The organism is Agromyces atrinae (assembly GCF_013407835.1).
GTDB classification, from domain to species: Bacteria; Actinomycetota; Actinomycetes; order Actinomycetales; family Microbacteriaceae; genus Agromyces; species Agromyces atrinae.
This window is the reverse complement of the sequence record NZ_JACCBI010000001.1, coordinates 1,026,889-1,040,254: the sequence shown is the minus strand read 5'-3', so window position 1 is coordinate 1,040,254 and position 13,366 is coordinate 1,026,889. Positions and strand designations below refer to the sequence as shown.

The window sequence follows — 13,366 nt, the reverse complement described above, 5'->3', positions numbered from 1 at the left end:
TCCTCGATCGCCGAATGGGGCTCCAGCCTAGCCGCGGGCGCGCTCCGCAGTCAGTGGGTCGAGGGCGACTCTCAGGTCTGCGGGATGACGCGTGCGCGCACGAGGAGCAGGTAGATCTGGCAGCCGAGGCAGTACCCGAAGGCCGCGTTCAGGAAGGCCGCGATGAAGGCTGCGGCCGCGGCGATCGGCACGGCGAGGGGAAGGCCGAACAGGGCCAGGATGACACCGGCGAGCGTGACGACGAGTCCGACGCCCTGCGCGAATGTCGGCGGGCGCGAATCCTCGAGTTCGCTCGGCGGTGAGAGCCGAGGCCGGATGACGGCCTTGAACAGGAGCCCGAACGGATGACGCGCCACTCCGGCGAACGCGCCCCAGGCGAAGAGCGCTGCGAGCACGACCAACAGCCAGAAGGCCGCGGTGGCCGCGCCGCCGAGTCCGAGGATCACGACGACGAGGAGGAGGACCGCGGTGATGCCGGCGCTGAAGCGCGGACCGCGAGGATCGACAGACGTGTGGCTCGTGTCAGACATGGCTGCTCCTGGAGATGAGATCGAGTTGTTCCCGGACGGCGTCCGGCCGGGGAGGGCCGCCGATGCGCGCACGGACGATGCCGTCGCCGTCGACGATGAGTGTCGTCGGAGTCTGCGTGACCCTGAACGCCGAGGCGAGGTCGGCGCGGTGCGTCAGATCCACGTCGATGTGGTCCACGCCCTCGCGCTCGGCGGCGATCGAGCCGAGTGCACGTGCCGTTCCGGGGCATCGACTGCAGAACTCGGTCGAGAACTGCAGGAGCGTCGCGCTCCCACCGAGGGCCTCGACACCGACATCCGCGGCGGAGACCCTGTCGAGGCCGCCGGCCCGCACGGCTCCCTGGCGGCGGCTCCAGATGAGGCCGCCGATGGTCGTCGCGACGACGAGCGCCACGGCGGCGCCGATCGCGAGAGACCACTCCATCACCCGAGGGTAAAACCGGCGGCGCCGACGGGCGGAAGTATGACGGTCCGTGACGGTGCGGACTCGGCCGCGACGGGCGCTGGGCGGGGTAGCATCGAGGCGATGAGCGCTCCGATCCCCACCCCCTACGAAGACCTGCTCCGCGACGTGCTGGCGAACGGCACGCAGAAGTCGGATCGCACCGGTACCGGCACGCGCAGCGTCTTCGGGCGCCAGATCCGCTTCGATCTCTCCGAGGGATTCCCCCTCGTCACGACGAAGCGCGTGCACTTCAAGTCGATCGCGTACGAGCTGCTGTGGTTCCTCCGCGGCGAGTCGAACATCGGCTGGCTCACCGAGAACGGCGTGAGCATCTGGGACGAGTGGGCGGATGACGCGGGGGAGCTCGGCCCCGTCTACGGCGTGCAGTGGCGATCGTGGCCGACGCCGAGCGGTGAGCAGATCGACCAGATCTCCGACGTCATCGAGCAGATCCGCACGAACCCCGACTCGCGGCGTCTCATCGTGTCGGCGTGGAATCCCGCCGACATCCCAGACATGGCTCTCGCGCCGTGCCACGCGCTCTTCCAGTTCTACGTCGCCGACGGCAAGCTCAGCTGCCAGCTCTACCAGCGCAGCGCCGACCTCTTCCTCGGCGTTCCGTTCAACATCGCGAGCTACGCGCTCCTCACCCACCTCGTCGCCGCGCAGACCGGCCTCGAGGTCGGCGACTTCGTGTGGACGGGCGGCGACTGCCACATCTACGACAACCACGTCGAGCAGGTCACTGAGCAGCTCACGCGCGAGCCCTTCGCGCCGCCGACACTCCGCATCGAGACCGCGCGCGACTCGATCTTCGACTACACGTTCGACGACCTCGTCGTCGAGGGTTACGAGCACCACCCCGCGATTCGCGCCGCCGTCGCCGTATGACGCGCATCGGTCTCGTCTGGGCGCAGGCGCGGGGCGGAATCATCGGTGCCGGTGGCGTGATGCCGTGGCGCCTGCCCGAGGATCTCGCCCACTTCCGTGACGTGACGGGGCAGTCATCCGTCATCATGGGCCGCCGCACGTGGGAGTCGATCCCGCCGCGCTTCCGTCCGCTCCCGGGCCGACGGAACATCGTCGTCTCGCGCACCGCCGACGACTTCGCCGGAGCGATCGCGGCCGACTCGCTCGAGTCGGCCCTCGACATCGCGGCGGATGACGGCGGCGAGGCGATCTGGATCGTCGGCGGTGCACAGATCTACGAGCAGTCGATCGCTCGGGCCGATGTGCTCGAGGTGACCGAGATCGATGCCGACGTCGAGGGCGACACCGCGGCGCCGGTCATCGACACGTCGTGGAGACTCGTCGCCGCCGATCCCGAGACCGGCTGGCACACCTCGCGTACGGGCCTCACCTACCGCTTCCTCCGCTACGAGCGCTGACCGCGCCACCGCCGCTCCGGCCTGACTCCCGCCTGATCGTTGCGGCGGATGTGCGGCTCGCCACGCCGATTCGGCGGGAGCGCGCGCGGCGCGTCGGCGAGATGTCCGCGACAACGGCGGACGGGCGCGGGATGACGCGTGCCCAGCCGCGACGCGCGAAGACGCGCCGAGGCGATAGCCTGGAGGGCGTGACTCAGGAGAACCCTTTTGGCCAAGTGCTCGTCGCGCTCGTCACGCCGTTCACGGCGGACGGCGAAGTCGACTGGGCCGGGGTCGAGAAGCACATCGACGATGTGATCAACGCGGGCGCCGACGGCATCGTGGTGACCGGTACGACCGGTGAGACCTCGACCCTCACCGACCCCGAGAAGCTCAAGCTCGTCGAGGTCGGCAAGTCGGTCTCCGCGGGGCGCGCGAAGATCATCACGGGTGGCGGCTCGAACGAGACGGCGCACGCGATGCAGCTCGCGAAGCAGTCCGAGAAGGCCGGCGCCGACGGCAACATGATCGTCACGCCGTACTACAACAAGCCCACCCAGGCGGGCATCCTCACGCACTTCCGCATGATCGCGGATGCCACGGATCTGCCCGTCATCCTCTACGACATCCCCGGCCGCACGGGCGTGCCGATCCGCTACGAGACGATCCTGCGCGCGGCGAAGCACCCGAACATCCGCGCGATCAAGGACGCCAAGGGCGACTTCAGCGAAGTCAGCCGCGTGCTCAACCAGACCGATCTGCTGTACTTCTCGGGCGATGACGCGAACGTGCTGCCGCATCTCTCGATCGGTGCGAGCGGACTCATCGGCGTCACCGCGAACATCGCCGCGACGCCGTACCGCACGATCGTCGACGCCGTGAACGCGGGCGACCTCGCGACCGCGACCGAGGCTCACAAGAAGCTCGAGCCGCTCGTCCGCGCCGTCATGACGCACGTTCCCGGAACGGTCGCGGCGAAGTACATCCTGCACGGGCTCGGCCGCATCAACAGCCCGCGCGTGCGCCTTCCCCTCGTCGGCCCCGAAGAATGGGAGGCCGCGCAGATCGAAGACGAGATCGATCTCGTGCAGGGCATCCCGGGCGTCGACTTCCACAACTTCCGACCCGACCGCAACGCCGCCGCCGGTGGCGCACTGCCGAAGGTCGCGGGTACGACCCGCTAACCGGTCGCGCCTCTGGCGACCGTGTAACAACGCAATAAAGGAGGGCCATCCATGCCCCTAGAGATCCGCGAACCCGCCCCGCTCGAACCGGGCACACTGCGAGTGATCCCGATCGGCGGCCTCGGCGAGGTCGGCCGCAACATGACGAGCTTCGAGATCGACGGCAAGATCCTCATCGTCGACTGCGGCGTGCTCTTCCCTGAAGAGCACCAGCCGGGAGTCGACCTGATCCTGCCCGACTTCTCGCCCGTGCGAGACCGTCTCGACGACGTCGTCGGAGTCGTGCTGACGCACGGCCACGAAGACCACATCGGTGCGGTGCCGTATCTGTTGAAGCTCCGGGCCGACATCCCTCTTATCGGTTCGACGCTGACGCTCGCGCTCGTCGAAGCGAAGCTCAAAGAGCACCGCATCCAGCCGTACAGCCTCACGGTCAAGGAGGGTCAGAAAGAGACCCTCGGCCCGTTCGACCTCGAGTTCGTAGCGGTCAACCACTCTATCCCCGACGCCCTCGCGATCGCCATCAAGACGCGTGCCGGAACGGTTCTCGCCACCGGCGACTTCAAGATGGACCAGCTGCCGCTCGACGATCGCCTCACCGATCTGCGCGAGTTCGCCCGTCTCGGTGTCGAGGGAGTCGACCTCTTCCTCGTCGACTCGACGAACGCCGACGTGCCGGGCTTCACGCCCCTCGAGCGTTCCATCGGTCCCGTGCTCGACCAGGTCATCTCGCGCGCCCCGCGCCGGGTGATCGTCGCGAGCTTCTCGAGCCACGTGCACCGTGTGCAGCAGGTGCTCGACGCCGCTCACTCCAACGGCCGCCGCGTCGCGCTCCTCGGCCGCTCGATGGTGCGCAACATGACCATCGCCGCTGACCTCGGCTACCTCAAGGTTCCCGAGGGCGTGCTCGTCGACTACAAGAAGGCCGGCGACATCCCTGACGACAAGATCGTCTACATGTCGACGGGTTCGCAGGGCGAGCCGATGGCCGTTCTCGCGCGCATGGCCAACCTCGACCATCAGATCGAGGTCGGGGAGGGCGACACGGTCATCCTCGCGTCGAGCCTTATCCCCGGCAACGAGAACGCCGTCTACCGCGTCATCGACGGACTGACGAAGCTCGGTGCGACCGTCGTCCACAAGGGCAACGCGAAGGTGCACGTCTCGGGCCACGCCGCCGCCGGCGAACTGCTCTACTGCTACAACATCCTCAAGCCGAAGAACGTGCTTCCGGTGCACGGCGAGTACCGACACCTCGTCGCCAACGCGAAGCTCGCGAACGACACCGGAATCCCCGAGGCCAACACGTTCCTCGGTGAGGACGGCACCGTGTTCGACCTGAAGGACGGCCACGTCACGGTCGCCGGCCAGCTCGACCTCGGCTTCGTCTACGTCGACGGTTCGACCGTGGGCGAGATCACCGAGGCCGACCTCAAGGATCGCCGCATCCTCGGTGAAGAGGGCTTCATCTCGATCATCATCGTCGTCGACGCGTCGACGGGTCGCATCATCAGCGGTCCCGAGATCCACGCGCGTGGTTTCGCCGAGGACGACGCCGTGTTCGACGAGGTCAAGCCGAAGATCGAGAAGGCCCTCGCGGATGCCGCGCAGAACGGCGTGCGCGACGCGCACGGTCTGCAGCAGATCGTGCGCCGCACCGTCGGCGGTTGGGTCAACCGACGTCTTCGTCGTCGCCCGATGCTCGTTCCCCTCGTCATCGAGGCGTGACCTCGTCACACGACGTCAGGGATGACCCGGATTCGACCCCGATCGTCGTGTGAGAGCAGCGATCTGCCTCTAGCCTGAAGGAACGCGCCCCGACTCGGGGCGCGTTCTGGGCGAGAGGGGTCGGCGTGGGCATCTGGCGGAAGTGGATCTTCCCGATCCTGAGGATCGTGCTCGTCGCGGCGGTCGCTGCGGCACTGATCAAGCTCGCCTTCTTCCCCGACGGTCAGTCCGAGGCGTCGCCGACCGAGCCGACGGGAACGATCGTCGAGCCGCAGTACACGGTCGCGATCGGTTCGATCGTCAACGATCTCGTGCTCACCGGAACGGTTAACGCGGATGCCGCCGTGCCGGTGAAGGCCACGGGTGCGGGCGCCGTCGACGAGGTGTTCGTGAACGTCGGCCAGCAGGTCGCGTCGGGCGACAAGCTCTACGACATCAAGGTCGAACTGCCGTCGACCCCCGTTGAGAGCGTCGGCCCCGACGGGCTCCCGATCATCACGACACCCGAGCCGCGCTTTGAGTTCGCGAAGGTCTTCGCGAGTGCCGCGGGCGTGCTCAGCAGCCTCGACGTGATCCCGGGCCAGGTCGTCGCGATCGGCGCCGTCACGGGTCAGATCGCACCGCCGAGCTTCAACGTGACCGCGACCCTCACGCCCGAGCAGCAGTATCGCCTCACCGAGCAGCCGACGGAGGCGCTCGTGACGATCACGGGCGGTCCCGCGCCGTTCACCTGCACCGGGCTCACGATCACCACGGCACTCGCGGGTGCCGGTTCGGGCGACGGCGAGCAGACCGGGCAGCCCGCCGCGGGCGCAGGGTCGGGTGCGACCGTGCGTTGCGCGGTTCCGCCCGAGGTCAGGGTCTTCTCGGGCCTCGCCGCTCAGGTCACGATCTCGGCGGGTGCCGCCGATGACGTCCTCGTCATCCCGACGACCGCTGTCGAAGGAGGAGCCGAGACGGGTGTCGTCTGGCTGTTCGATGAGACAGGCGTGAGCGCTGAGCACCCGGTCACGCTCGGTGTGAGCGACGGGCAGAACGTCCAGGTCGTCGACGGGCTCGTTGAGGGCGACCTCATCCTGCAGTTCGTGCCCGGCGCCCCGGCCGTGCAGCCGGGCATGGGTGAGGACTGCGTGACGAACCCGGACGGCAGCATGGTCTGCTCGTCGGTCGGCGGATGAGCCTCCTCCACCTCGAGGGCGTCACGCGCACCGTCGAGCGCCCCGACGAGGAACCCCTGACGATCCTGCACGGCATCGACCTCGAGGTCGATTCCGGTGATCGCATCTCGGTGGTAGGCCGTTCCGGCTCGGGAAAGTCGACGCTCCTCAACATCCTCGGCCTCCTCGATGCGCCCTCGACCGGCCGAATCGCGATCCATGATCGCGACGTCCGCACGCTCTCGTCGGCGCACCGCGATCGGCTGCGCGGGTCGGAGATCGGATTCATCTTCCAGCAGTTCAACCTGCTTCCCGGTCGGACGGCTCTCGAGAACGTCATGACTCCCTTGCTCTACGCCCACGGGGCGAGCTTCTGGCGGCGCGAGTCCATCGCGCGAGCCATGCTCGAACGCGTCGGGCTCGGGCACCGGCTCGATTCGAAGCCCGACCGGCTCTCGGGCGGTGAGCAGCAGCGCGTCGCGATCGCGCGCTCGCTCGTCCGCGGACCGCGTCTCATCCTCGCCGACGAGCCGACCGGCGCACTCGACCTCGAGACCGGCGAGGCCGTCATGTCGATGATCGATGAGGTCGCGACCGACACGGGCGCCGCCCTCGTGACGATCACCCACGATCCCGCGATCGCCGCACGAGCGACGCGCCACTACCGCCTGATCGCGGGGCGCCTCTTCGAGGGCGCGGAGATGACGGATGACGCGGCGGAGACGCCGACCGTGGCGGTGGCGCCATGAAGCAGTGGCTCGCGCGCGTCACATCGAACGTCGCCGGAACCGTCATCGAGGCCTGGCAGGAGCTCCGGATCCACCGGCTCCGCGTCATCCTCTCGCTCATCGGCGTCGGGGTCGCCGTCTGCGCCCTGACGACGGTCGTCGCGCTCGGCGCGATCGCCGAACAGACCAGTCGCGAGGTCAACGAGCGCTACAGCGGTCGGCCGGCCACACTCACCGCATCGATCTTCGGCTCCGAGGGTCCGGTCGACTCCGCCGTCACCGACGAGGCGTGGATCGCCGCCATGCACCGCTACGAGATCGACTACTGGAGCCGGAACGGCTACGGGTCGCTCACGGCGCAGTTCGTCGACGGCGCCGTCCCGCTCGCCACCCAGGTGGTCGACGTCGACTTCGCCGAGATCCACCGTCTGCGAGTCGTGACCGGTTCGTGGTTCACCGAGCGCGACGTGACCCGCCTCGCGCCGCCGATCGTCGTCAATGAGAAGGTGTGGGACCGCCTCGGCCGACCGCCGATCGACTCGCACCCCACGCTCCAACTGCTGGGCGAGCAGAAGACGACCGCCGTCATCGTCGGCGTCACTCCGGCGGGGGAGTGGGACGGCGAGTCCATGTTCATGCTCGCCGACGCCTATCTCGAGCTGTCGCTTGCACCTCCCGGCACGGAGCAGATGGGCTACGAGGCGTGGGTTCCCGAGGGAATCGCCGATCAGCTCGTCCCCATCATCGATCGCGAGATCGAGGCGGCGATCGGGGCGGGCGCCCAGGTCGACGTGTATCGCACCGACTCGGGGGCATGGGGTGAAGACCCGTTCCTCGCGACCAAGCTCATGGTCGGCGGTGTCGCGATGCTCGTGCTCATCCTCGGGGCTCTCGGCCTCGTCAACATCTCGCTCGTCACGGTCAAGCACCGCATCCGCGAGATCGGCATCCGGCGGAGCTTCGGGGCCACGAGCGGTCGCGTCTTCTTCGGAGTGATGATGGAGAGCGTCGTCGGCACGTTCGTCGCGGGTGTCGTGGGCGTCATGGCGGCGATCCTCATCGTGAAGAGTCCGTGGGTCGAGCAGACGATCGGTCAGGGGCTCATCGAGGACTTCCCGCCCTTCCCCACGGAGGCGGCCATCCTCGGCATCGTCGCCGCGACCGTCGTGGGAGCCATCGCCGGCCTCCTACCCGCCATCGCGGCGGTCAGGGTCAAGGTCATCGACGCCATCCGCTTCTGACCGGGGAAACACCCCGGAAACACGTCGCGCGTACCATCCGCTCATGTCGGAGTTCACGGTTCGATCGGCGACACCCGATGACGGGCAGTTCCTCGCCGAGATGGTCGTCGAGGCGGCAAACTGGCGCCCCGCTCCCGCTCGTCCGCGCGTCACCGTGCTGGCCGATCCGAACTACGCGCACTACCTGTCGGGCTGGCAGCGGCCCGCCGACCGCGGTGTCGTGGCGACGGATGCCTCGGGCGAGTCGATCGGTGCGGCCTGGTACCGCCTGTTCCCCGCCAACGCTCCCGCCCACGGGTTCGTCTCCGTCGGTGTTCCCGAACTCATCATCGGGGTACGACACATCTGGCGCGCACAGGGCGTCGGTCGCGCGCTCCTGCGTGAACTCGTCGGCGAAGCGCGCCGCGCTGGCCACTCACGACTCGCGCTCAGCGTCGAGCAGGGGAACTTCGCTGCTGCCCTCTATCGATCCGAGGGGTTCGACGTCGTCTCGGGTGCCGGCGTCCGCGAGACGATGGTCCTCAATCTGCGCTGAGCGGTGACACTCGCACGGCGTTCCGGGCCGCAGGCACCCGCCGAAGGTACGGTGAGAGCATGGCTACGAGCACCAAGTCGAGCGGACGCGCGTCCGGCGCGCGCGGCGGTACTTCGCGCGGCACGTCGACGCGCGCGACCTCCACGAGCTCGCAGAAGACGAAGAAGCTCCCCGTCGCCGAGGAGAAGCCCAATCTCCTCGTGCGCTCATGGATGGGTCTCGCCCACCTGACGGGTGGCGCGGCGCGAGCGCTCGGCCCCGAGAAGCTCGAGAAGGACGAGCGTCGGGACGGCCTTCCGTTCTTCCTCGTGCTGCTCTCGATCGCCGGCGTCGTGATCGAGTGGTTCTTCATCAACGACCCGGTCGCGCAGACGCTCGACGCCTGGACGTTCGGTCTCCTCTTCGGCCGCGTCGCTTTCGCGCTCCCGATCATCATGCTGCTCTTCGCCGTGTGGCTCTTCCGTCACCCCGCGACCGTCCACGACAACACCCGGATCGGCATCGGCCTCGGCATCCTCCTCGTGAGCATCTCGGCCCTGTGCCACATCTTCGGTGGCGCCCCCCAGCCGAGCGACGGCATGAACGTGCTCGCGCGCGCGGGCGGCGTGCTCGGCTGGCTGGTCGCTGCGCCGCTCACCTCGTTGATCACGGTCTACGGCGCGACCGCGGTCGTCATCCTCCTCATCGCCCTCTCGCTGCTCATCATCGCGAAGACCCCGCCCAACAAGATCCCCGAACGATCCCGTGAGCTGTACGCCTGGCTGTTCGGGGCGACGATCCCCGATGCCGACGAGCGTCAGGCCGCGTCGGAGGCGAAGAAGGCGGCGAAGACCAAGCAGGTCGAACTCGACGGCCTCGACGACGACGAGCCCGAATCCGGGGGAGCCCTGCCCTGGTGGCGACGCAATGCCGCCCAGCGAGAAGAAGACGTCGCGTTCGATTCGCCCGTGCTCGACGGCTCCGACGGTCTCACCGAGGTCTTCGGCGCCGGTTCTGCCGCGGGCAGCTTCGAGAGCGCGATCGAGACGCCCGCGGCGCCGACGGCCGACGACTACGGCACGGAGGTGCTCGGCGAGCTCGAACGCGCGGAGAGCGCATTGCGCGCCGTCACCGGCGAGATCCCTCCGGCGACCGGCCTGCGCGCCGACGACGCGACCGCGACGGGCGTCCTGCCCGGATTCGGCGCGGATGTCGAGGGCGATGGCTTCGACGCGGCATCCATGATCGGCGAGCCGACGTCCGGCCAGCCCGAACGTCCGTACCACCTGCCCGCCGCGTCGACCCTCGTCGCGGGTGCACCCGCCAAGGCGCGGTCGGCGGCGAACGACGAGGTCGTGCGCGCCATCACCGAGGTGCTGCGTCAGTTCCAGGTGGATGCCGCGGTCACGGGCTTCTCGCGCGGCCCGACGGTCACGCAGTACGAGGTCGAACTCGGGCCGGGCGTCAAGGTCGAGCGGGTCACCGCTCTCTCGAAGAACCTCGCCTACGCCGTGGCGTCGAACGAAGTGCGCATCCTCTCGCCGATCCCCGGCAAGAGCGCGATCGGCATCGAGATCCCGAACACCGACCGCGAGATCGTGACGCTCGGCGACGTGCTGCGGTCGGGTGCGTCGACGAACAGCACGCACCCCATGACGATCGGCGTCGGCAAGGACGTCGGCGGCGGCTACGTCGTCGCGAACCTCGCGAAGATGCCTCACCTCCTCGTCGCCGGTTCGACGGGTTCGGGTAAGTCGAGCTTCGTGAACTCCATGATCACGAGCCTCCTGATGCGCGCGAAGCCCGCCGACGTGCGTATGGTCCTCATCGATCCGAAGCGCGTGGAGCTCGCCCCGTACGCCGGTGTCCCGCACCTCATCACTCCGATCATCACGAACCCCAAGAAGGCCGCTGAGGCGCTGCAATGGGTCGTGAAGGAGATGGACATGCGGTACGACGACCTCGCGTCGTTCGGATTCCGTCACATCGACGACTTCAACAAGGCCGTCGTGAACGACGAGATCGTCCTTCCCGCGGGGTCGGAGCGGAAGCTCAAGCCCTACCCGTACCTTCTCGTCGTCGTCGACGAGCTCGCCGACCTCATGATGGTCGCTCCGCGCGACGTCGAGGACTCGATCGTCCGCATCACGCAGCTCGCCCGCGCGTCGGGCATCCACCTCGTGCTCGCGACCCAGCGTCCGTCGGTCGACGTCGTGACGGGTCTCATCAAGGCCAACGTGCCGAGCCGCATGGCGTTCGCCGTGACGAGCGTCACCGACTCCCGAGTCATCCTCGACCAGCCGGGCGCCGACAAGCTCATCGGCCAGGGCGACGCGCTCTTCCTGCCGATGGGCGCCTCGAAGCCGCTCCGCGTGCAGGGCGCGTGGGTGAGCGAGGCCGAGATCGAGCGTGTCGTCAAGCACGTCACTCGCGAGGCGCGCCCCGAGTACCGCCAGGACGTCGCCGCCGTCGCCGCGAAGAAAGAGATCGACTCCGACATCGGCGACGACCTCGAGCTCCTCCTGGCTGCGGCGGAACTCGTCGTGTCGACGCAGTTCGGCTCGACGTCGATGCTGCAGCGGAAGCTCCGCGTCGGCTTCGCCAAGGCCGGTCGACTCATGGACCTGCTCGAGTCGCGCGAGATCGTCGGCCCGTCCGAGGGCTCCAAGGCGCGCGACGTGCTCGTGACCGCCGAGCAGCTTCCTGGCGTGCTCGCGAAGCTCCGCGGCGAAGAACCCGCGCCGGCTGCTCCTTCCCCGGCACGAGCTCCTGAGCAGCCTGCGGTCGACGAACGCTATGCCGATGACCCCGTCGCGCGACAGTCCGACGGGTACGCCGAGGTCGACGGGGAGTCCGACGAGGACGCCTGGGGCCTCACCGGAAGGGACTGACCATGGATGCCGCGCCCGAATCCACCGCGCGGACGTCGAACTGGAATCTGCCGAACGCGATCACCGTCGTGCGGATACTGCTCGCGCCGCTCTTCTTCTGGATGCTCCTCGCCGACGCGGGGGAGGACGGCTGGCTGCGCTGGGCCGCCGCCGCGGTCTTCATCATCGCGATCGCGACGGACGGCATCGACGGCCACATCGCGCGCTCCCGAGGTCTCGTCACCGACCTGGGCAAGATCCTCGACCCCATCGCCGACAAGCTCCTGACGGGTGGCGCGCTCGTCTGCCTGTCGATCCTCGGCGAGCTCTGGTGGTGGGTGACGATCCTCATCCTCGTGCGTGAGGTCGGGATCACCGTCTGGCGGCTCGTCGAACTCCGCCGCGGCAACGTCGTTCCCGCCTCCTCGGGCGGCAAGCTCAAGACCGTCGTGCAATCGGTCGCGATCTCGCTCGCGCTCGTGCCGCTCTGGACCCTCGTCGGCGACTGGATCTTCTGGGTCAACTGGGTCTTCATGGCCGCGGCTCTCGCACTCACGGTCATCTCGGGCGTGCAGTACATCGCGGCCGCCATCGCGTTGCGGCGCGCGCCTCGCCCATGAGCGACGCCGCTCGACTCCTCGACGCGTTGGCGCGCCGCGGTGAGCGTGTCGCCACCGCCGAGTCGCTCACGGGTGGCCTGCTCGCCGCGGAGATCGTCGCCGTTCCCGGCGCCTCGAACGCCTTCTCGGGCGGCGTCGTCGCGTACAGCACCGAACTCAAGCACTCGATCGTCGGGGTGGATGCCGATCTGCTCGCCGAACGGGGCGCGGTGGATGCCGACGTCGCGTGCCAGCTCGCCGATCGCGTGCGCCTCGTGTGCGCCGTCGACGGGCGGCCGGCGGATGTCGGGATCGCGACGACGGGAGTGGCCGGACCCGATCCTCAGGACGGCCACGCGCCCGGAACGGTCTTCGTCGGGATCGCCTCGGCACGAGGCATCCGTTCGGTTCGACTCGAGCTCGGCGGCGATCGAGATTCGATCCGCCGAGCGACCGTGGCGGCGGCTCTCGCTCTCGCCCTCGAGGATTTCGACTCCGACGCGGAATAGGTGCGGTTACGACGTCGTTACAGGTAGCGCATTCACAAGAAATCGCCAGAGTGCACCGGTAGAGTCGACGCAGCGGGAGTTCGGTGACGGACTCCTCGACCGGCTCTCGGGCCATGGCAGACAGAAGGAGGTTCCGATGATTCTGGTTCGTCAGGAGATCGGCGATGTGCTCAGGGACTTCCGTCTTCAGAAGGGCCGAACCCTTCGACAGGTGGCTTCCAAGGCGAGCGTCGCCCTCGGGTATCTGAGCGAGGTCGAACGCGGCCAGAAGGAGGCCTCGTCAGAGATCCTCGCTTCGGTCGCCGAAGCGCTCGAGACCCCGATCTCGGTGATCATGCGTGAAGTAGGAGACCGTCTCGCGGTCCTCGAAGGCATCGATCCCATCCCCGACACCGTGCCCGACGAGTTCGTGGCCGGTTTCGACGCCGACATGATGGTCCGCTAGGACCGAAGACCCGAGAACGGCAGCCGGCTGAGTCGGCTGCCGTTCCTCT

The 13,366-nt window shown here is 68.4% G+C and carries 14 protein-coding genes; 12 read left to right on the top strand and 2 right to left on the bottom strand.

Translation table 11 applies throughout. The annotated features are described in order from the left end of the window. Positions 1-71: 71 nt before the first annotated feature. Together BJ972_RS05060 and BJ972_RS05055 are read right to left on the bottom strand one after the other, a co-directional pair. A complete protein-coding gene (locus tag BJ972_RS05060; RefSeq protein WP_129172732.1) occupies positions 72-530 on the bottom strand; it encodes a DUF4395 domain-containing protein in 459 nt (152 codons plus the stop codon). Further along, positions 523-954, bottom strand: coding sequence for a TlpA family protein disulfide reductase (locus tag BJ972_RS05055; protein ID WP_129172731.1), 432 nt, complete (start codon positions 952-954; stop codon positions 523-525). Before BJ972_RS05055 ends, BJ972_RS05060 begins: the two co-directional genes overlap by 8 nt. A gap of 102 nt (positions 955-1,056) precedes the next feature. Here BJ972_RS05055 and BJ972_RS05050 point away from each other — a divergent pair, with 102 nt between their 5' ends. The 12 genes from BJ972_RS05050 to BJ972_RS04995 all read left to right on the top strand — a co-directional run bounded on the left by BJ972_RS05050 (position 1,057) and on the right by BJ972_RS04995 (position 13,317). Next, positions 1,057-1,866 carry a thymidylate synthase gene (locus tag BJ972_RS05050; RefSeq protein WP_129172730.1) on the top strand — a complete coding sequence of 270 codons (810 nt, stop codon included), beginning with the start codon at positions 1,057-1,059 and terminating at the stop codon, positions 1,864-1,866. Next, positions 1,863-2,363, top strand: coding sequence for a dihydrofolate reductase (locus BJ972_RS05045; protein WP_129172729.1), 501 nt, complete (start codon positions 1,863-1,865; stop codon positions 2,361-2,363). The genes BJ972_RS05050 and BJ972_RS05045 overlap by 4 nt, the downstream gene beginning before the upstream one ends. A 188-nt stretch (positions 2,364-2,551) precedes the next feature. Then, positions 2,552-3,526 carry a 4-hydroxy-tetrahydrodipicolinate synthase gene (dapA, locus tag BJ972_RS05040; protein WP_129172728.1) on the top strand — a complete coding sequence of 325 codons (975 nt, stop codon included), beginning with the start codon at positions 2,552-2,554 and terminating at the stop codon, positions 3,524-3,526. A gap of 51 nt (positions 3,527-3,577) precedes the next feature. Beyond that, positions 3,578-5,254, top strand: coding sequence for a ribonuclease J (locus BJ972_RS05035; protein WP_129172727.1), 1,677 nt, complete (start codon positions 3,578-3,580; stop codon positions 5,252-5,254). A 125-nt stretch (positions 5,255-5,379) separates the two neighbouring features. Beyond that, complete coding sequence (locus BJ972_RS05030; protein ID WP_179419923.1) at positions 5,380-6,432, top strand: efflux RND transporter periplasmic adaptor subunit; 1,053 nt, start codon at positions 5,380-5,382, stop codon at positions 6,430-6,432. Beyond that, complete coding sequence (locus BJ972_RS05025; protein ID WP_129172726.1) at positions 6,429-7,160, top strand: ABC transporter ATP-binding protein; 732 nt, start codon at positions 6,429-6,431, stop codon at positions 7,158-7,160. The genes BJ972_RS05030 and BJ972_RS05025 overlap by 4 nt, the downstream gene beginning before the upstream one ends. After that, a complete protein-coding gene (locus BJ972_RS05020) occupies positions 7,157-8,380 on the top strand; it encodes an ABC transporter permease (RefSeq protein ID WP_129172725.1) in 1,224 nt (407 codons plus the stop codon). The genes BJ972_RS05025 and BJ972_RS05020 overlap by 4 nt, the downstream gene beginning before the upstream one ends. A gap of 43 nt (positions 8,381-8,423) precedes the next feature. Further along, positions 8,424-8,915: a GNAT family N-acetyltransferase gene (locus BJ972_RS05015; RefSeq protein ID WP_129172724.1), complete on the top strand. Its 492-nt coding sequence runs from the start codon at positions 8,424-8,426 to the stop codon at positions 8,913-8,915. A gap of 59 nt (positions 8,916-8,974) precedes the next feature. Next, positions 8,975-11,785, top strand: coding sequence for an FtsK/SpoIIIE family DNA translocase (locus BJ972_RS05010; RefSeq protein ID WP_129172723.1), 2,811 nt, complete (start codon positions 8,975-8,977; stop codon positions 11,783-11,785). Positions 11,786-11,787: 2 nt separating this feature from the next. After that, positions 11,788-12,384 (top strand): CDP-diacylglycerol--glycerol-3-phosphate 3-phosphatidyltransferase, encoded by a 597-nt coding sequence (gene pgsA, locus BJ972_RS05005; RefSeq protein ID WP_129172722.1) that lies wholly within the window; start codon positions 11,788-11,790, stop codon positions 12,382-12,384. Next, entirely contained in the window at positions 12,381-12,872 is a 492-nt protein-coding gene (locus BJ972_RS05000) for a CinA family protein (RefSeq protein WP_129172721.1), read from the top strand. The genes pgsA and BJ972_RS05000 overlap by 4 nt, the downstream gene beginning before the upstream one ends. 136 nt (positions 12,873-13,008) lie before the next feature. Further along, positions 13,009-13,317, top strand: a complete 309-nt coding sequence (locus tag BJ972_RS04995) for a helix-turn-helix domain-containing protein (protein WP_129172720.1) — start codon at positions 13,009-13,011, stop codon at positions 13,315-13,317. The last annotated feature ends 49 nt before the right edge of the window (positions 13,318-13,366 follow it).

What these genes read in the sequence shown, in the direction of transcription:
- BJ972_RS05020 (WP_129172725.1), top strand. Translation starts at nt 7,157, where the DNA reads ATGAAGCAGTGGCTCGCGCGCGTCACATCGAACGTCGCCGGAACCGTC.
- BJ972_RS05025 (WP_129172726.1), top strand. Translation starts at nt 6,429, where the DNA reads ATGAGCCTCCTCCACCTCGAGGGCGTCACGCGCACCGTCGAGCGCCCC.
- BJ972_RS05000 (WP_129172721.1), top strand. Translation starts at nt 12,381, where the DNA reads ATGAGCGACGCCGCTCGACTCCTCGACGCGTTGGCGCGCCGCGGTGAG.
- BJ972_RS05055 (WP_129172731.1), bottom strand. Translation starts at nt 954, where the DNA reads ATGGAGTGGTCTCTCGCGATCGGCGCCGCCGTGGCGCTCGTCGTCGCG.
- BJ972_RS04995 (WP_129172720.1), top strand. Translation starts at nt 13,009, where the DNA reads ATGATTCTGGTTCGTCAGGAGATCGGCGATGTGCTCAGGGACTTCCGT.
- BJ972_RS05035 (WP_129172727.1), top strand. Translation starts at nt 3,578, where the DNA reads ATGCCCCTAGAGATCCGCGAACCCGCCCCGCTCGAACCGGGCACACTG.
- BJ972_RS05015 (WP_129172724.1), top strand. Translation starts at nt 8,424, where the DNA reads ATGTCGGAGTTCACGGTTCGATCGGCGACACCCGATGACGGGCAGTTC.
- BJ972_RS05050 (WP_129172730.1), top strand. Translation starts at nt 1,057, where the DNA reads ATGAGCGCTCCGATCCCCACCCCCTACGAAGACCTGCTCCGCGACGTG.
- pgsA (WP_129172722.1), top strand. Translation starts at nt 11,788, where the DNA reads ATGGATGCCGCGCCCGAATCCACCGCGCGGACGTCGAACTGGAATCTG.
- BJ972_RS05045 (WP_129172729.1), top strand. Translation starts at nt 1,863, where the DNA reads ATGACGCGCATCGGTCTCGTCTGGGCGCAGGCGCGGGGCGGAATCATC.
- BJ972_RS05060 (WP_129172732.1), bottom strand. Translation starts at nt 530, where the DNA reads ATGTCTGACACGAGCCACACGTCTGTCGATCCTCGCGGTCCGCGCTTC.
- BJ972_RS05010 (WP_129172723.1), top strand. Translation starts at nt 8,975, where the DNA reads ATGGCTACGAGCACCAAGTCGAGCGGACGCGCGTCCGGCGCGCGCGGC.